The sequence below is a fragment of the Aeromonas sp. EERV15 genome, from assembly GCF_900079845.1.
Classification (GTDB): Bacteria; Pseudomonadota; Gammaproteobacteria; order Enterobacterales; family Aeromonadaceae; genus Aeromonas; species Aeromonas sobria.
This window is the reverse complement of sequence record NZ_FKKY02000006.1, coordinates 67,178-83,394: the sequence shown is the minus strand read 5'-3', so window position 1 is coordinate 83,394 and position 16,217 is coordinate 67,178. Positions and strand designations below refer to the sequence as shown.

Here is a 16,217-nt window from a genome sequence, read left to right as displayed (position 1 = left end):
ACAGCTGACTCACCTAAATCCACTCCGGCCCAGGCCGGAGTGGATGCTCTGTCATGAAAGGAAATCTCGATGCTCGTTGAAAGTTTGGTTGCTGCCCGCTGTTCCGATCCCTTCTCTCATCTAGGCCTGCAGGCCAATCCGGCTGGGCCCGGCCTCAAACTGACCGCCTGGTTGCCTGATGCCCTCGAAGTCCGCATCAAGGATCTCAAATCAGGCAAAATTGTTGCCACTCTGGCACCCTCCGATGAATCGGGCCTTTTTGAAACTGTTTTCACCCGCCGCAAGAATCCCTTTCCTTATCAGCTGCTCGCCAGCTACCAAGATGCCACCACCGAGGTCATCGACCCCTATCAATTTCAGGATGCTGCCTGGGCGGGTCTTGCTGAACTGACCGCACAACCGGAAAACCTCTACCACACCCTTGGCGCCCAGTTGCGCACTGTCGAGCATCTCGGTCAACAGGTCGAAGGGGTGCGTTTTGCGGTCTATGCGCCGAGCGCCACTGCGGTGAGCCTGATCGGCGACTTCAACTTCTGGGATGGCCGTCGCCACCCGATGCAACGCAGCCTCTGCGGTCACTGGGTGCTGTTTGTACCGGGGCTGAAAGCAGGGGATCGCTACAAGTTCGAGCTCAAGGATCCTGCTGGTCATCGCTTGCCGCACAAGAGCGATCCGGTCGGTTTCTATTGCGAGCAGTACCCGTCGTTCGCTTCCGTGGTCTATGACCAGCAGCAGTATCAGTGGCAGGATGCAGACTGGCTTGCCAGCCAGCACAACGACAAGCGGGAACAGCCGCTCTCCATCTATGAGCTGCACATCGGATCCTGGAAGCGCCACCCCAATGGCGACAGCCTGAGCTGGCGCGAGCTGGCGGTAGAGCTGGTGGCCTACGTCAAGGAGATGGAGTACACCCACATCGAGCTGCTGCCCATCTCCGAGCACCCGTTCAGCGGCTCCTGGGGCTACCAGCCGGTGGGCATGTTCTCCCCCACCAGTCGCTATGGCAGCGCCGATGACTTCAAGTACTTCGTTGACCAGTGCCACCAGGCTGGTATCGGCGTCATCCTCGACTGGGTGCCCGCCCACTTCCCCTCCGATGCCCACGGACTGGCTCGCTTCGATGGCACGCCACTTTATGAATATGAAGACCCGCGCCGTGGCTGGCACCCGGACTGGAACTCCTACATCTATGACTATGGCCGCAACAATGTCCGCCAGTTTCTGGTGGCGAGCGCCCTGTTCTGGCTCGACAAGTTCCACATCGATGGCCTGCGGGTAGACGCTGTCGCCTCCATGCTCTATCTCGATTATTCGCGCAATGAGGGCGAGTGGGTGCCGAACGTCGATGGTGGCAACCACAACTACGAAGCGGTCAGCCTGCTCAAGTGGACCAACGAAGAGGTGTACAGCAAGTATCCTCACGCCATGACCATCGCCGAAGAGTCCACCGCCTATGCCGGAGTCTCCCGCCCCACCTTCCTCGGCGGCCTCGGTTTTGGCTTCAAGTGGAATATGGGCTGGATGCACGACACCCTTACCTATATGCAGAAAGAGCCGATCCACCGCCGTTATCACCACAACGACATGACCTTCTCCATGGTGTACCACTATGACGAGAACTTCATTCTGTCGCTCTCTCACGATGAGGTGGTGCACGGCAAACATTCAATGATTTACAAGATGCCCGGCGACGAATGGCAACAAGCGGCCAACTTGCGCGCTTACATGGGCTTCATGTATGCCCACCCGGGCAAGAAACTCAACTTTATGGGCACCGAAATCGCCCAAAGCAACGAGTGGAACCACGATGCCCAGCTGCCATGGCACCTGCTGCAGTTCCCCAAGCACGGTGGCCAGCAGCGGTTGATCCGCGATCTTAACCACCTCTACCGTCATGAGCCTGCCTTGTATCAGGCCGATTATGAGCAGACCGGCTTCCGCTGGCTGGATCACAACGATGCCGACAACAGCATCTTTGCCTGGCTGCGGGCCGATAAAGAGGGCGAGCAGGCCATCGTAGTGGCGGCCAACTTCACCCCGGTGCCCCGTCTCGAATATCGGGTCGGCGTCCCGGCTGCTGGCTACTATCGGGTGGTACTCAACACCGACAGCGAGTTTTACTGGGGCAGCAACTATGATGTGGGTCTGGTGTTCGCTGCCGAGCCGACCCCCTGGCAGGGGATGGCACACAGCATAGTGCTGGATCTGCCGCCGCTGGCAACCTTGTTCATTAAACAGGAGTCTTGATGCTTGTTATGGAAACCGGGTTGAGCCACCCACTGGGCACTCAACTTGATAAGGATGGTTGTCACTTCTGTGTCTGGGCCCCCCAATCGGACAAGGTAGAACTCTGCCTGTTTGACGAGCAGGAGCAGGAGCTGATGCGGCTGGAGTTGCCCAGCCGCCGTGGCCAGTATCGCTTTGGCTACGTGCGCGGTGTGCAGGCTGGCCAGCGCTACGGCTATCGGGTTTATGGCATCCCCCAGGAGGGGATGCTGTTCGACCCGCAAAAGCTGCTGATCGACCCTTACGCCAAAGCGCTCAGCCGCCCGACCTACTGGGATGACGAGCTCTATCAGGGTGACAGTGCCGCTATGATTGCCAAGTCAGTGGTGGTGGATGACAGCTTTGACTGGCAGGGTGTCGGCAAACCCCGCATCAGCCATGCTCGCACCATCCTCTATGAGACTCACGTCAAGGGCTTTACCAAACAGCACCCAGGGGTCCCCAAGGCGCTGCAGGGCACCTATCTGGGCGTCAGTCATCCGCTGATGATCGAACACATGAAGAGTCTCGGTATCACCTCGGTACAGTTGATGCCGGTGGCCGCCTTCATGTCGGAACCACGGTTGGAGCGCCTGGGGCTGACCAACTACTGGGGCTACAACCCCATCGCCTTCTTCGCCCCCGAGCCGCGCTACAGCACCAAGCAGGACGAGGCGGTGACCGAGTTCAAAACCATGGTGCGCGAGCTGCACCGGGCCGGGCTGGAGGTGATTCTGGATGTGGTCTACAACCACACCGCCGCCTCGGGCTTCGATGGCCCCACCTTGTCGTTCAAGGGATTCGACAACGCCGGTTATTTCGCCTTCGAAGCGGGCCCTCACGGCCCCGACTACACCCGTCACGCCAACGTCACCGGCTGTGGCAACAGCGTCAATCTGGATCACCCCAATACCCTTAGGCTGGTGCTAGATGCCTTGCGTTACTGGGTGACCGAGATGCAGGTGGATGGTTTCCGTTTCGATCTGGCGGTGACGCTGGCGCGGGAAGCGGGTGAGTTCGATCCCATGGGGGCCTTCTTCAAGGCGATCATGGCCGATCCGCTACTGTCGCAGGTCAAGCTCATTGCCGAGCCATGGGACATCGGGCCCTTCGGCTACCGGCTGGGGCAATTTCCAAGCCAGTGGCAGGAGATCAACGACCGCTATCGCGATACGGTGCGCGCTTTCTGGCGGGGTGATGCCGGCAAGATGGGGGACTTTGCCACCCGTCTGGTGGGCTCGCGGGATATCTTCCCGAAGAATTGGCGATCCCCCCACACCAGCGTCAACTACCTCTGCTATCACGACGGCTTCACTCTGGAAGATCTGGTCTCCTACAACCAGCGCCACAATCAGGCCAATGGTGAAGACAATCGGGATGGCCACGGCAACAACCTCTCTCATAACCACGGGGTGGAGGGGCCGACCCTGGATCCGCGGGTCAACAGCCTGCGCCAGCAGCAAAAACGCAACTTGATCGCCACCCTGCTGCTCTCTCAGGGAACCCCCCATTTTCTGGCCGGTGACGAGATGGGCCGCAGCCAGCTCGGCAACAACAACGCCTACTGTCAGGACAACCAGATCAGCTGGGTCAACTGGCAATGGCGGCCAGAAGACGAGCGGCTGTTCGCCTTCACCCAGCAGATGATGGCGCTGCGGGCGGAATCGGGGGTTTTCTCCAACCTGCAACTGAGCGATGACAGCTGGAACGGCGCGTCCTCCAGCTGCCATCAGGTCAACTGGTATCACCCCGATGGCCACCAGCTCACCGATCAGGATTGGCACGCCCCTATGGGGCAGGCATTTGCCATGGATATCGGCATGATCAACTGTATCGGCGAGCGCTGGTACGTGCTGTTCAACGCCAGCGATTACGATATCCAGTTCCGCCTGCCGCCACCGGGGGAAGGGCTGGAGTGGATCCAGACCATCGACACGGCGACCAACGATGGCCTGCCATTCCTGCCTGATGACATCAAGCGTCAGGTGGCGGTCGGTCGCGCCCACTCTCTCAAGCTGCTGGAGCGGGTTGCGCTGGCCAGCACGGCGGTGGATGCCCAGCCACCACTGCCAGCACTCATCCCTGTATCCAGTGCGGACCAGCCTGCCACAGCGATCACAGATGCGGACAAAGCATAACAGGCATGCTGGAGTCAGCTTTACGGAGCCGCTATGCTGGACGCCGTTATGAAAGGCAAGGAGTCGGTATGAGCAGTAACAATCCGGAGCAGTGGCGCAGCAAACTGAGTACCGAGCAGTTTCACGTTTGCTGGGAAAAGGGCACCGAACGTCCCTACAGCGGCGCTCTGCTCCACAATCGCAAGAGCGGTGACTACCTCTGCGTCTGTTGCAAGAGCGTGCTGTTTCACTCGGATGCCAAGTTTGATTCCGGCTGCGGCTGGCCCTCGTTCGACAAGGCCATCGAGGGGACGGTGAACTACATCGAAGACAGCAGCCACGGCATGAAGCGGGTGGAGATCACCTGCCGCCAGTGCGGCTCCCACCTCGGTCACGTCTTCCCCGACGGGCCAACCGAGACAGGCCAGCGCTACTGCGTCAACAGCCTGAGTCTGGATTTCGATCCCGAAGCCTGAACGGCTGACCCATCGCAATAAAAACGGCGCCTCCATTACGGAGGCGCCATTTTTTATCCGGTTTCCCCGGCGCTCACGCCAGCAAGATGGCTGCCCCCACCAATAAACCAGCCAGTGCCAACACCGGCAATTTCACCACTCGCAACAGATAGAAACCGATGGAGGCCAACGCCAGATCGGTCGGCGCCAGCACAGCGCTCTGCCACACCGGCTGATAAAGGGCCGCCAGCAGCAAGCCAACAACGGCGGCGTTGATGCCAGTGACGGCTCCCGCCAGACGGGGCTGGGTCAGCCACTGCTGCCAACAGGGGCCCATGGCCCACAGCAGCAGAAAGCCGGGTAGAAAGAGCGCCAGGGTCGCCAGCAAAGCGCCCATCAGCGGCGTGGCCGGTAACAGCTGGGCACCAAGATAAGTAGCAAGGGTAAACATCGGGCCCGGCACCAGCTGCGCCAGACTGTAGCCGGTCAGAAACTGCTGCTGGCTGATGCCATGGCCCACACTCTCCTGCAGCAGGGGCAACACCACATGGCCACCGCCAAACACCAGACTTCCCGCCCGATAAAAGTCGGCAACCAGCTGGCCAATCGGGCCACCGAACAACGGCAGCCCGACCAAAAGTGCAGCAAACAGCAGCAGGGTTGGCCAGTGGGGCTGACGAGCCATGGCCTGACCTGGCTGCCCGACGGCAGCGTGCGTCGCGCCCTCCCCACCCAGCAAGCGAGCGCAGATCAGCGCGGCCCCCGCCAGCACCAGCAACTGGGTCAACAGGCCGGGCAGCCACCAGAGTGCCGCGGCGGTCGCCACCATGATCCCTTGCGTCAGTGGTGTGGCGCAGAATTGGCGGCTCATGGTGAGCACCGCATCGGCCACCACGATCAGCGCCAACAGCTTGAGGCCGTGCAGGGCCGCATCAAGCCACAGATTGGCTCCCAACTGGCCGATACCGATCGCGGCAGCCAGTAACAGCAGGAAAGAGGGAAGCGTGAAGCCGATAAAGGCCGCCAGCGCCCCGCTCAGACCGGCGCGATGACGCCCGATGGCAAAGCCGAGCTGGCTGGAGGCAGGCCCTGGCAGCAGTTGGCACAGCGCCAGCAGACGGGCAAACTCAGCCTGGCTCAGCCAGCCGAGCCGCTGGACAAATGTGCGCTGAAAGTAGCCGATATGGGCGGCTGGGCCACCAAAACTGATACAGCCGAGCCACAAAAACTGGAGAAAAACCGGTCCCATTACCTCACTCCCATCCCTTCATCACATATCCAGTGGGGATAATATGACAGCCCAATGATCGTTTTATGACAATTCGGCTGATTCGGCCGACACCGTTGGCAAATCACTCGACAAGTAGCAGCGTCCCGCCAGCCAGCAGGCGATCGATTGGCGACTGGCATCGAAATGGGGCTGAGGAAGATCCTGCGGATCGCACCAGATCCAGCCTTCGCACTTTTCCGGCTCCAGCAGTTGCGGCTCGCCATCGGTCTGCGCCAGCAGAGTGACCGAGATATAGTGCAGCCCGCTCTCGCGCCAGGTCTCCAGATTGTTGGTCACCGCCACCACCTCGGGCCCGTGGATCTCAAGCCCCGTCTCCTCGGCCACCTCGCGGATCGCCGCCGACTCGAAGCTTTCTCCCAGTTCAAGATGGCCACCAGGAATTGACCAGTAGGGGGCGTGGCTCCCCTTGCGTTTGCCAAGCAGCACCAGCCCCTGCCCGTTGGTTAAAATAACGCCGACCCCGACACGGGGATAGAGAGTGGACATCAGACAAGCTCCTCAACAGTGGTATCAAAGCGACCTACCTTAGGCCGGCTACACAACGACAACAAGCGGCCCGTGACTGGCATGCAACCCCTGCTGCCCGAATCTGGGTGGGCTATCCCTAGTGCAACAGGTGAATACGCTATGGACTCAACCAACGGCGGAGAATCGTGCCAAAAAGTGTGATCCATGCGCCATAAAATGACATCAGCTTCGAGCTGGCTGGTTTTTTTCGCGATCTCGCCAACACTTTGCCACCTTATTCATGGTGCGCTCAGTTTTCTGTTCCCATACTGGTCCTACAGTTCCAAAAAGAGGAGAGACAAGATGCAGACATCATTGGTCGGGCTCTCCATTCTGTGGGGGCTAGCCAGTTTTGGTGTTCAGGGGGATTTCATCGAGAGCCGTGATTCCGTTGCGCCATCCTGGCAAGCCGAGTCCAGAGTGGAGATGGAAGGTTATCTGATTGAAGCGCGAGGTAAAGATCGCTGGTTGTTCGATAACGGCAGCGAGAGCCTGCTGGTCTCTCTGCCCGAAGGGCAGTGGGTGCCGACCGGCGAGCGGCTGCGGGTCAGTGGTGAACCGCAGCAAGAGCAGGCTGGCTGGCTGCTGCAAGTGGCAGACATCAGCCAGGTAAGTGTCTGAACATATCTGCCACGGCTCGCTGTTACCGCGACATATAGCAAATAGAAAGAGGAGGCCACTGGCCTCCTCTTTCTATTTGCGCTATTTGCGCACGACTCAACCCGACGGGTTCGGTGGCGGCGGTCTTACGCAATCACGCACCAGACCAGCCGCCATCCCGCGTAGTGACTCAACCCAGATGGTTGAGCGGCAGCGCGGTCTTGTGCTTGATACGGCGCAGCACAAAACTGGAGCGCACCCCGGTCACCCCCGAAATATGGGTCAGCTTGTCGAGCAGAAAGTGCTGGTAGTGCTCCATGTCGCGTACCACCACCTTGAGCTGGTAGTCGGCATCATTGCCGGTGATGAGATCACACTCCAGCACTTCGGGCAGCTCCTTGATGGCGCGATCGAAACTTTCGAACCGCTCCGGCGTGTGTCTGTCCATGGAGATGTGAATGTAAGCAGTGAGGGTGAGGCCAAGCTGGCGGGCGTTGAGCAGGGTAACGTGGGTGTCGATGAGACCGGCATCCTCCAGCGCCTTGACCCGGCGGGAGCAGGGGGACGGCGAGAGCCCTACCAGCTCGGCCAGTTCCAGATTGCTGATGCGGCCATTCTCCTGCATCAGCTCGAGAATATGTCTGTCTATGCGATCAAGTTTCAGCATTTACCCTTCCTCGTTGCAATGACTAATCCACTTTTCCTAGATTAAGGGTGAACTATTGCAAAAACAACCGAAATTAGTGGTTACTTTGCAACCACTCACCGCAGAGGTAGGGATACTATGGTTACATCTTCCGGTGGCAAAGCAGATACCTGACCGGGTCTCTGCGGTGAAGGACCTTACCGGGTCAAGAGCCCCATCAGCCGTCTCACCTTATCGGGCAACGACGGGCTGGAACGAGAGAACCCCCTCCCCGAAGGCAACAAAGCAGGCATCCCGGCGCCTGCTTTGTTGTTTTTGGCGGTTGCCAGGCACTCGCCATAACTCCGCGCCAGATCACAACCTCACAGCACCATGATGCAGAATGCTTGCATGCTATTGATAGTTTTGGGACTTTAATCCCCTCTGTCGATGACTATCAGGGCGACATGGATGACTGCTGCTCATTGCACAGGCTTCAACCCCGATTCCACCTCGCACCGTTCGCCCCTCAGGAGGAGCTATGAGTGAGTACAAGGCCATCGCGCTGGATATGGATGGCACCCTGCTGACCCGGGATCACCAGATCTCGTCGGCAACCAGGGCGGCACTGGCGCAGGCCCGCGCCCACGGCATCAAGGTGCTGCTGGTCACAGGACGCCACTACATGACGGCGCGTCCCTTCCACCACGAGCTGGCCCTCGATACCCCCCTCATCTGTAGCAACGGTGCCTATCTCTATGATCCGGCGCAAAACCGGATCCTCAGCGGCGACCCGCTGGCGGTCGCTCCGCTCACCGAGCTGCTGACCGCGGTCGAAGCGCAGCAGATGGGGGCACTGTTTCACCTGAGCGACGGGATCGGCTACATCGGTTGCGAGGAGCATGTCACCCGCATCCGCCACTGGGCAGCCCATCAGCCGGACCACCTCAAGATCGCCCTCCATCCGGTCGAGGATCTGGCAGGCTGGCTCGATAACCCGGTCTGGAAGCTGGAGCTGTTCAATCAGGATCCGGCACGCCTGCACACCTTTATGGGCGAGGTGGTCGAGCAGATGCCCTTTACCCGCGACTGGGCGGCCCCCTATGCGGTGGAGCTGGTGCAGCCCGGTTGCAGCAAGGGCAACCGGCTGGCCCAGTGGGCGGCCAGCGAAGGAATTGCGATGGAGCAGGTGGTGGCGTTTGGTGACAACAACAACGACATCAGCATGTTCGAACAGGTGGGGCTGGCGATCGCCATGGGCAATGCGGCCCCGCAGATCCAGCGCCATGCCCATCAGGTCACGGCCGACCACAACGAGGATGGCATCGCACTGGCGTTGCAGCGCTGGGTACTGCCCTGATCAGACAAGATGCAACATGGCCAGCACGCTGGCTGGCCATGAAGAGAGGGATTAACCGCCGAAGGAAAACTGGATCACCCGATCCGGATAGCGCAGGCGGTTGTATTCCCGCCGCAGGGATTCGTAGTGGCGAATGGAACGATCGCGCTTGGCGCGGTAGTAGTCGCGCTGTTCCGTGTTGGTTTCGTTGCGGATGCTGCGTTCAAGCGTATCGATATCCCGCTCGGTACGCTCCAGCTCATCACTGATCTCCCGCAGGCGGGCTGCCAGCTTGTACTCTTCGTAGCCGCGCTGATACTGCTTGAGGAAGCTGGCATCGTTGGGACATACCCCCAGATAGGCCTGCCCCTCCTTGCCCTTGCTGTAGGCCAGCTCGGGAATGCAGTAAAGCTCCAGCCCCTTGTCATAGCCCCGTTTCCACTCGGCTTCGTCCACTCGGAGGCCAAACTCGCTGCAAGACGAAACGTAGTCGCGGGTCGCCAGACGGGTTTTACCCTGGGATCCATCCTGATAACCCAGGTTGTACCAGCTCATGGTGCGGCACTCATCTTCTGACAGGGCACTGCATCCCGCCAGCAATACCGGCAGGGTCAGCAACAGGATTTTGGGGGACATGAACAGACTCCGGACAAGATAGTGACCAGCATTCTAGAGAGGATAAAAGGCCAGAACAAGGGATGCGCGCCCGCGCGGCTTGGGGCCATTTTTTTGATGTATTTGTCACTATTGGCCGCCGTGCCGGACCGGGCGGCCAACCCGCTTTCCTTGTTATCAGGTGAAAGGTAAACTGCGCCATCTTTTAACTGGCGCGCAACAAAAACAATGAAAGTTCTGACCGTCGATTACCGCTCACCCGATGCGGCCCAACGCTTCACCGAATCCCTGCGAACCACCGGCTTTGGCGTGCTGACCAACCACCCCATTCCGAAAGAGCTGGTGCAGTCCATCTACGACAACTGGTATCGCTTCTTCATGAGCGAGCAGAAGCAGGATTTCCTGTTCAATCGCGAGACTCAGGATGGCTACTTCCCACCGTCGGTGTCCGAGGTGGCCAAAGGCCATAGCCAGAAAGACATCAAGGAGTACTTCCACCTATACCCCTGGGGCCAGATGCCGGAAGAGCTGAAAGAGCAGGCGATGGAGTACTACCGCCTCGCCAACGGCCTGGCCGCCGAGCTGCTGGGCTGGGTCGAGCAGTACACCCCGAGCGACATCGCCGCTCACTACAGCTGCCCCCTCTCCTCGATGATCGAAGAGAGCCAGAAGACCCTGCTGCGGGTGCTGCACTACCCGCCGTTCGATGGCAGCGAGGAGCCGGGCGCCATCCGCGCTGCCGCCCACGAAGATATCAACCTGCTCACCATTCTGCCCGCCGCCAACGAGCCAGGCTTGCAGGTGAAGGGCTCTGATGGCGAGTGGATGGACGTGCCGTGCGACTTTGGCACCCTGATCATCAACATCGGTGACATGCTGCAGGAGGCCTCTCGCGGCTACTACCCCTCCACCACCCACCGCGTCATCAACCCGACCGGGGGCAGTGCCGCTAAGTCGCGCATCTCGCTGCCGCTGTTCCTCCATCCGCGGCCGGATGTGGTGCTCTCCGAGCGCCATACCGCCCACAGCTACCTGATGGAACGGCTGCGGGAGCTGGGAGTGATCTAGTCAGCAGACGAGCACTCGTCAGAGACCAAACCGGAGCAATATCGCTCCGGTTTTTATTTGGTGGCAGGATTAGGCGAAAAACAGAATTAAATTAGAGAATCGTGCCAATAAATTGCATTTATGTCTGATAACCGTCGTAGTGATTGCGCCGCGCCCCCCGTAACATGAGCGCCATTCTGCCCCTGCCATGCCAAAGGGGGCACTCGATTGGAGTTCTTATGAAGCAGTCCCAATGGTCATCCCGACTCGGCTACATCCTCGCCGCAGCCGGTTCCGCAGTCGGTATCGGCGCAATCTGGAAATTCCCCTACGTCACTGCCGTTAACGGCGGCGGCGCCTTCCTGCTGGTCTTCCTGTTGTTCAGCTTCACGCTGGGGGTTGCGGTGCTGATGGGGGAGACTCTGCTCGGCAGCATCAGCCGTCGCGGGGTCGTCGGCGCCTTCTCCGAGTTGCTTGGCAAACAGTGGCGCTGGGTCGGCGTCATGGGTCTGGTCTGCACCCTGATGATCTTCAGCTTCTACAGCGTGGTGGGAGGCTGGACCCTGGGCTACACCGGCATGGCTATCTCGGGCCAGCTCAATCAGGGTGATGCCACCGTCCTTACTGCACGTTTCAATGATTATGTCAGCGGTGATTTCTGGCCCATTCTCACCCACTTGCTGTTTGCCGCACTGACCTGGATGGTGGTCCAAGGCGGGATCCAGAAAGGGGTGGAGCGCACCTTGCGCTGGATGATGCCTGCCCTGTTCCTGATGATGCTGATGCTGGTCGCCTTTGGCCTCACCCTGCCCAATGCGATGGAGGGGGTCCGCCACTTCCTGATGCCCGATTTCAGCAAGCTGGGGATGTCCGGCGTGCTCGATGCCATGGGGCTGGCCTTCTTCTCCCTCTCCATCGGTCTTGGCATTCACACCACCTACGGCGCCTATCTGCCGACCAGTGAAGGGGTTGGTCGCTCCAGCCTCTGGGTGGTGCTACTGGCCAGCATGGTGGCGGTGCTGGCGGGTCTGATGATTTTCCCGGTACTGGCCTCCACCGGCATTGATCCGGCTGCCGGGCCCGGCCTCACCTTTATGACCATGCCGGCGGTATTCCAGCTGCTGCCCTTTGGTCAGGGCCTGGAGGTGGTGTTCTTCGCCCTGCTGGTCTTTGCTGCGCTCTCTTCGGCCATCTCCCTGCTGGAGCACCTGCAGTGCTTCCTGTGCGAGACCTGGGGCTGGTCACGCCGCACGGCCTGCAGCGCCATCACGGCGGTGGTGATGCTCAACGGTATTCCGGTCAGTCTGTCGTTTGGCCCGCTGCAACACGCCACCCTGTTTGGCAAAACCATTTTCGAGCTGCTGGATTTTGTCACTTCCAACCTGATGATGCCGCTGTTCGGCCTGATGGTGACGTTGTTGCTGGGCTGGAAACTGGGGCGCAAAGCGTTGCCAGAAGGACTCTCGGCCCACTGGCATCATCTGATCATGAATTGCTGGCGCTGGTTGGCCCCATTGTTGATTGGCGGGATCCTGGTGCGCGGTCTGGTGTGACGGTTACTCTTCACGGGTGGGCCCATCGGCCCGCCCCTGGGCGGCTCTGACGGCATCCAGGGCATGCTGCCAGCGGATGATCTCGGCATCGTCCGTCCCCTTGGAGAAGACGATATAGAGACCGGCCTGATGGAGCAGTACGCCAATGCTGGCGACGCTGCTTCGGGGTAACCCCATCTTGTCGAGGGTGGCCTCCATCACCATTTCCGCCATCGGAAAAGCATCTATTTTGCCCAGCATCAGCCGCTCTATCGCCTCCCCAACCGTCTTGTAGCGCACCAGATTGGTATAGCCCTCATGGGTCAGCCGCACATCATCCGCATTGCCCAGCACTGCTCCCGGGCGCCTGATAGATAAAGACCCGATTGATAAAGAGCGGGCCAACCCATTTGAAATGGGACTCCCGCTCCGGGAGTCGCTGTACCACGAACAGCCCATAGCCGGGCTCAACCCGCGCCATCGCCAATGCCCGCTTGAGCGGGTAAATCCGCACCGGATAGCGGGTGCCAAGCTCCTCCTGCACCTCATCAATCAAGCGAATAGCAAATCCGTCGAGCTTGCCGTCGCGGTATTCGGTAAAGGGGGGTAAATCGTGACTCAGCAGGGTTAATCCGGGTTGCGCCGACACACTCAGGCTGATCAGCCACCAGAGCAGAACCACCCATCTCATATGACATCCTGTCTCATAGTTGTTCCCGTCAACGCCATGTGGCGGCCACAAGTTCCAGAAGAAGCTACGTCGAGTATCGCCCAGTAAATAGTCACAAGGTAGAAAAGATGCGCCCGGCGAGGTGCTCCCCCATTGAGTGGTACGTACAGACAGTGTGGTGATAGCTGCCCACATAAAAAATTTTTTATTTTATGTGTCAATTATTCTTTCCATGGTTTAGGCTGTTTCCTCATTCATTAGTCAGGTTGTCACCTCATGTCTGCCATCCTCGTGCTGTTTGGTCGATTTTTTAGCTCGCAAGAGAGGTGACCTTGCACGCACAGTTTTCTGAATGTTCATTGCAAAGGTCGCCTCGGGCGGCCTTTTTTATGGTCTGTCGTTTATTGCTACTCAGGAGTATTGCTTCGATGTTGTGTTACCCGGAGGTTGTATGAGCCAGGTTCAGTGGTCTTCCCGTCTTGGTCATGTATTGGCCGCAGCAGGCACCGCGATCGGCCTTGGTGCCATCTGGAAGTTTCCCTATGTGACCGCCACCAATGGCGGTGGCGCCTTCCTGCTGGTGTTTCTGCTGTTCAGCTTCACCCTCGGCGTCGCCGTGTTGGTGGGGGAGACATTGCTCGGTAGCCGCAGTCAGCGCGGGGTACTGGGCGCCTTTCACCAGCTGGTGGGGCCAAACTGGCGCTGGATGGGATATATGGGGATCCTCTGTGGCTTCTTTATCTACAGCTTCTACAGCGTGGTCGGTGGCTGGACCGTGGGCTATGCCGCACTGGCGATGGCAGGCAAGCTCAACCTGAGCGAGGGCAGCGCCCTGACCACCCTGTTCAACGGTTACGTCAGCGATCCCTTGTGGCCGATCCTCACGCATCTGGTCTTTGCCGGGCTGACCTGGTGGTTTGTGCAAGGGGGAATACAAAAAGGGGTGGAGCGAGCGCTGCGCTGGATGATGCCGGCACTGTTCATCATGATGCTGTTATTGGTGGGGGTCGGCCTCTCCATGCCCGGTGCCATGGCAGGCGTGCGCCAACTGCTGCTGCCGGACTTCTCCATGCTGACCGGCCAGAGCGTGCTGGATGCGCTGGGGCTGGCCTTCTTCTCCCTCTCCATCGGGCTGGGTGTACACACCACCTATGGCGCCTACCTGCCCAATAGCGAAGGTGTGCTGCGCTCCGGGGTCTGGGTGGTCACCCTGGCGAGCATCATCTCGGTGCTGGCGGGCTTGATGATCTTCCCGGCGCTGGCCTCCACCGGCATCGATCCCACAGCGGGTCCCGGTCTCACCTTTATGACCATGCCCGCCGTGTTCAGCCATCTGCCGTTCGGCCAGGGGCTGGGGGTGGTCTTCTTCCTGCTACTGCTGGTCGCCGCCCTCTCCTCCTCCATCTCCATGCTGGAGCATCTGGTGCGCTTCACCACCGAGGAGTGGGGCTGGTCGCGCCGTGGCGCCTGTCGGGTACTGACCCTGCTCATCATGGCGTCCGGCATTCCGGTGAGCCTGTCGTTCGGCCCATGGAGCGAGCTGACCCTGTTTGGCAAGACCATCTTCGAGCTGCTCGACTACCTCACCTCCAACCTCATGATGCCGCTGTTCGGCCTGGTGCTGACCCTGCTGCTGGGCTGGCGGCTGGGTGACGCCATATTGCCTGCGGGCCTGCCCCCTATCCTGCGCCTCGCGCTGCTCTGGTGCTGGCGGGTGGTGGCGCCGCTGCTGATCAGCGGGATCCTGATCCGCGGGATCATGTAACGCCTTGCGCACCCTTGCGGGCAGGCCTTGGCCTGCCCTTTTTATTGCTGGCGTCCGAATGGGAAACATAACGATGGATAGGACTGCAATGGGCGGTCGTCGGGTAAGGTAGGGAAACTAGGGAAGAGCAGAATAGAAGAGGTGCTGTGTGGCAGTGTGGCAGTGTGGCAGTGTGGCAGTGTGGTAGTGTGGCACGATGATAGGTGGAGATCAGCTCGTCATGGCAACAGCGGGATATGCTTGGGGACTGAATTTCAGGCAAAAAAAATCCCCATCTGAGTGGGGATTTTTCTCTGAAACATTGCTACAGATTTCAGCTTTTTCTTACGCTTTTTACTACAAATATGGTGGTCGTTACTGGGATCGAACCAGTGACCCCCTCCTTGTAAGGGAGGTGCTCTCCCAGCTGAGCTAAACGACCTGGGATTCTTGAAATGATGGTGGGTCGTGCGGGATTCGAACCTGCGACCAATTGATTAAAAGTCAACTGCTCTACCGACTGAGCTAACGACCCATCTAAATCATTTTTTAAACTTTTTACTACAAATATGGTGGTCGTTACTGGGATCGAACCAGTGACCCCCTCCTTGTAAGGGAGGTGCTCTCCCAGCTGAGCTAAACGACCTGGGATTCTTGAAATGATGGTGGGTCGTGCGGGATTCGAACCTGCGACCAATTGATTAAAAGTCAACTGCTCTACCGACTGAGCTAACGACCCATCTAAATCATTTTTTAAACTTTTTACTACAAATATGGTGGTCGTTACTGGGATCGAACCAGTGACCCCCTCCTTGTAAGGGAGGTGCTCTCCCAGCTGAGCTAAACGACCTGGGATTCTTGAAATGATGGTGGGTCGTGCGGGATTCGAACCTGCGACCAATTGATTAAAAGTCAACTGCTCTACCGACTGAGCTAACGACCCATCTAAATCATTTTTTTACAAACTGGTGGTCGTTACTGGGATCGAACCAGTGACCCCCTCCTTGTAAGGGAGGTGCTCTCCCAGCTGAGCTAAACGACCTGGGATTCTGAAATGATGGTGGGTCGTGCTGGATTCGAACCAGCGACCAATTGATTAAAAGTCAACTGCTCTACCGACTGAGCTAACGACCCATCTAAATCATTTTACTTACGCTTTTTACTACAAATATGGTGGTCGTTACTGGGATCGAACCAGTGACCCCCTCCTTGTAAGGGAGGTGCTCTCCCAGCTGAGCTAAACGACCTGGGAATTCTGTCTCCACCGAATGGAGAAAATGGTGGGTCGTGCTGGATTCGAACCAGCGACCAATTGATTAAAAGTCAACTGCTCTACCGACTGAGCTAACGACCCTCACCACGACCAGTTCCGACTGCATTACTGCTTCGGCCCTGACGGCGGCCTATAAT

General features: G+C 58.9%; 12 protein-coding genes, 10 tRNA genes and 1 pseudogene. 8 read left to right on the top strand and 15 right to left on the bottom strand.

Going from position 1 to position 16,217, the window contains the following annotated elements:
- Positions 1–69: 69 nt before the first annotated feature.
- The 3 genes from glgB to msrB all read left to right on the top strand — a co-directional run bounded on the left by glgB (position 70) and on the right by msrB (position 4,858).
- The gene (gene glgB, locus BN4575_RS06900) at positions 70–2,247 is read left to right on the top strand and encodes a 1,4-alpha-glucan branching protein GlgB (RefSeq protein ID WP_068977651.1); all 2,178 of its coding nucleotides are present in this window, start codon (positions 70–72) and stop codon (positions 2,245–2,247) included.
- Positions 2,247–4,403: a glycogen debranching protein GlgX gene (gene glgX, locus BN4575_RS06895; protein WP_068977650.1), complete on the top strand. Its 2,157-nt coding sequence runs from the start codon at positions 2,247–2,249 to the stop codon at positions 4,401–4,403. The genes glgB and glgX overlap by 1 nt, the downstream gene beginning before the upstream one ends.
- A 68-nt stretch (positions 4,404–4,471) precedes the next feature.
- On the top strand, positions 4,472–4,858 hold the full coding sequence (gene msrB, locus BN4575_RS06890) for a peptide-methionine (R)-S-oxide reductase MsrB (RefSeq protein WP_042023490.1): 387 nt from the start codon (positions 4,472–4,474) through the stop codon (positions 4,856–4,858).
- Between the two features lie 73 nt (positions 4,859–4,931).
- Here the strand turns inward: msrB and chrA are convergent, their stop codons facing one another.
- Together chrA and BN4575_RS06880 are read right to left on the bottom strand one after the other, a co-directional pair.
- Positions 4,932–6,086: a chromate efflux transporter gene (chrA, locus tag BN4575_RS06885; protein WP_068977649.1), complete on the bottom strand. Its 1,155-nt coding sequence runs from the start codon at positions 6,084–6,086 to the stop codon at positions 4,932–4,934.
- A gap of 63 nt (positions 6,087–6,149) precedes the next feature.
- On the bottom strand, positions 6,150–6,614 hold the full coding sequence (locus BN4575_RS06880) for a nucleotide triphosphate diphosphatase NUDT15 (RefSeq protein ID WP_068977648.1): 465 nt from the start codon (positions 6,612–6,614) through the stop codon (positions 6,150–6,152).
- A gap of 324 nt (positions 6,615–6,938) precedes the next feature.
- On the opposite strand from BN4575_RS06880, the gene BN4575_RS06875 reads away from it, so the two are divergent.
- Positions 6,939–7,256, top strand: a complete 318-nt coding sequence (locus BN4575_RS06875; RefSeq protein WP_068977647.1) for a hypothetical protein — start codon at positions 6,939–6,941, stop codon at positions 7,254–7,256.
- A 169-nt stretch (positions 7,257–7,425) separates the two neighbouring features.
- On the opposite strand, the gene BN4575_RS06870 is transcribed toward BN4575_RS06875, so the two are convergent.
- A complete protein-coding gene (locus tag BN4575_RS06870) occupies positions 7,426–7,902 on the bottom strand; it encodes an Lrp/AsnC family transcriptional regulator (RefSeq protein WP_068977646.1) in 477 nt (158 codons plus the stop codon).
- A 499-nt stretch (positions 7,903–8,401) separates the two neighbouring features.
- On the opposite strand from BN4575_RS06870, the gene BN4575_RS06865 reads away from it, so the two are divergent.
- The gene (locus tag BN4575_RS06865; RefSeq protein WP_068977645.1) at positions 8,402–9,220 is read left to right on the top strand and encodes a Cof-type HAD-IIB family hydrolase; all 819 of its coding nucleotides are present in this window, start codon (positions 8,402–8,404) and stop codon (positions 9,218–9,220) included.
- 51 nt (positions 9,221–9,271) lie between these two features.
- Here BN4575_RS06865 and BN4575_RS06860 read toward each other — a convergent pair whose 3' ends face one another.
- Complete coding sequence (locus BN4575_RS06860) at positions 9,272–9,835, bottom strand: DUF2799 domain-containing protein (protein ID WP_042023479.1); 564 nt, start codon at positions 9,833–9,835, stop codon at positions 9,272–9,274.
- Positions 9,836–10,042: 207 nt separating this feature from the next.
- Here BN4575_RS06860 and BN4575_RS06855 point away from each other — a divergent pair, with 207 nt between their 5' ends.
- Together BN4575_RS06855 and BN4575_RS06850 are read left to right on the top strand one after the other, a co-directional pair.
- Entirely contained in the window at positions 10,043–10,882 is an 840-nt protein-coding gene (locus tag BN4575_RS06855) for an isopenicillin N synthase family dioxygenase (protein WP_068977644.1), read from the top strand.
- 218 nt (positions 10,883–11,100) lie between these two features.
- Positions 11,101–12,414: a sodium-dependent transporter gene (locus BN4575_RS06850; RefSeq protein WP_068977643.1), complete on the top strand. Its 1,314-nt coding sequence runs from the start codon at positions 11,101–11,103 to the stop codon at positions 12,412–12,414.
- A gap of 3 nt (positions 12,415–12,417) precedes the next feature.
- Here the strand turns inward: BN4575_RS06850 and BN4575_RS06845 are convergent.
- Positions 12,418–13,084 (bottom strand): annotated as a pseudogene (locus tag BN4575_RS06845) (substrate-binding periplasmic protein).
- Between the two features lie 430 nt (positions 13,085–13,514).
- Here BN4575_RS06845 and BN4575_RS06840 point away from each other — a divergent pair.
- Positions 13,515–14,828: a sodium-dependent transporter gene (locus BN4575_RS06840; protein ID WP_068977642.1), complete on the top strand. Its 1,314-nt coding sequence runs from the start codon at positions 13,515–13,517 to the stop codon at positions 14,826–14,828.
- 345 nt (positions 14,829–15,173) lie between these two features.
- On the opposite strand, the gene BN4575_RS06835 is transcribed toward BN4575_RS06840, so the two are convergent.
- From BN4575_RS06835 to BN4575_RS06790, 10 genes are all read right to left on the bottom strand, one after another.
- Positions 15,174–15,249, bottom strand: a tRNA-Val gene (locus tag BN4575_RS06835).
- Between the two features lie 17 nt (positions 15,250–15,266).
- Positions 15,267–15,342, bottom strand: a tRNA-Lys gene (locus BN4575_RS06830).
- A 35-nt stretch (positions 15,343–15,377) separates the two neighbouring features.
- Positions 15,378–15,453: transfer RNA gene (locus BN4575_RS06825), tRNA-Val, on the bottom strand.
- Between the two features lie 17 nt (positions 15,454–15,470).
- Positions 15,471–15,546, bottom strand: a tRNA-Lys gene (locus BN4575_RS06820).
- Positions 15,547–15,581: 35 nt separating this feature from the next.
- Positions 15,582–15,657: transfer RNA gene (locus BN4575_RS06815), tRNA-Val, on the bottom strand.
- 17 nt (positions 15,658–15,674) lie between these two features.
- A tRNA-Lys gene (locus BN4575_RS06810) sits at positions 15,675–15,750 on the bottom strand.
- Positions 15,751–15,773: 23 nt separating this feature from the next.
- Positions 15,774–15,849, bottom strand: a tRNA-Val gene (locus BN4575_RS06805).
- A 16-nt stretch (positions 15,850–15,865) separates the two neighbouring features.
- A tRNA-Lys gene (locus tag BN4575_RS06800) sits at positions 15,866–15,941 on the bottom strand.
- 37 nt (positions 15,942–15,978) lie between these two features.
- Positions 15,979–16,054: transfer RNA gene (locus tag BN4575_RS06795), tRNA-Val, on the bottom strand.
- 31 nt (positions 16,055–16,085) lie between these two features.
- Positions 16,086–16,161 (bottom strand) — tRNA-Lys (locus BN4575_RS06790).
- Positions 16,162–16,217 lie beyond the last annotated feature (56 nt).

Bases quoted from the DNA above. Each gene is read 5' to 3' on its own strand.
- glgB (WP_068977651.1), top strand. From the start codon at position 70: ATGCTCGTTGAAAGTTTGGTTGCTGCCCGCTGTTCCGATCCCTTCTCT.
- glgX (WP_068977650.1), top strand. From the start codon at position 2,247: ATGCTTGTTATGGAAACCGGGTTGAGCCACCCACTGGGCACTCAACTT.
- msrB (WP_042023490.1), top strand. From the start codon at position 4,472: ATGAGCAGTAACAATCCGGAGCAGTGGCGCAGCAAACTGAGTACCGAG.
- chrA (WP_068977649.1), bottom strand. From the start codon at position 6,086: ATGGGACCGGTTTTTCTCCAGTTTTTGTGGCTCGGCTGTATCAGTTTT.
- BN4575_RS06880 (WP_068977648.1), bottom strand. From the start codon at position 6,614: ATGTCCACTCTCTATCCCCGTGTCGGGGTCGGCGTTATTTTAACCAAC.
- BN4575_RS06875 (WP_068977647.1), top strand. From the start codon at position 6,939: ATGCAGACATCATTGGTCGGGCTCTCCATTCTGTGGGGGCTAGCCAGT.
- BN4575_RS06870 (WP_068977646.1), bottom strand. From the start codon at position 7,902: ATGCTGAAACTTGATCGCATAGACAGACATATTCTCGAGCTGATGCAG.
- BN4575_RS06865 (WP_068977645.1), top strand. From the start codon at position 8,402: ATGAGTGAGTACAAGGCCATCGCGCTGGATATGGATGGCACCCTGCTG.
- BN4575_RS06860 (WP_042023479.1), bottom strand. From the start codon at position 9,835: ATGTCCCCCAAAATCCTGTTGCTGACCCTGCCGGTATTGCTGGCGGGA.
- BN4575_RS06855 (WP_068977644.1), top strand. From the start codon at position 10,043: ATGAAAGTTCTGACCGTCGATTACCGCTCACCCGATGCGGCCCAACGC.
- BN4575_RS06850 (WP_068977643.1), top strand. From the start codon at position 11,101: ATGAAGCAGTCCCAATGGTCATCCCGACTCGGCTACATCCTCGCCGCA.
- BN4575_RS06840 (WP_068977642.1), top strand. From the start codon at position 13,515: ATGAGCCAGGTTCAGTGGTCTTCCCGTCTTGGTCATGTATTGGCCGCA.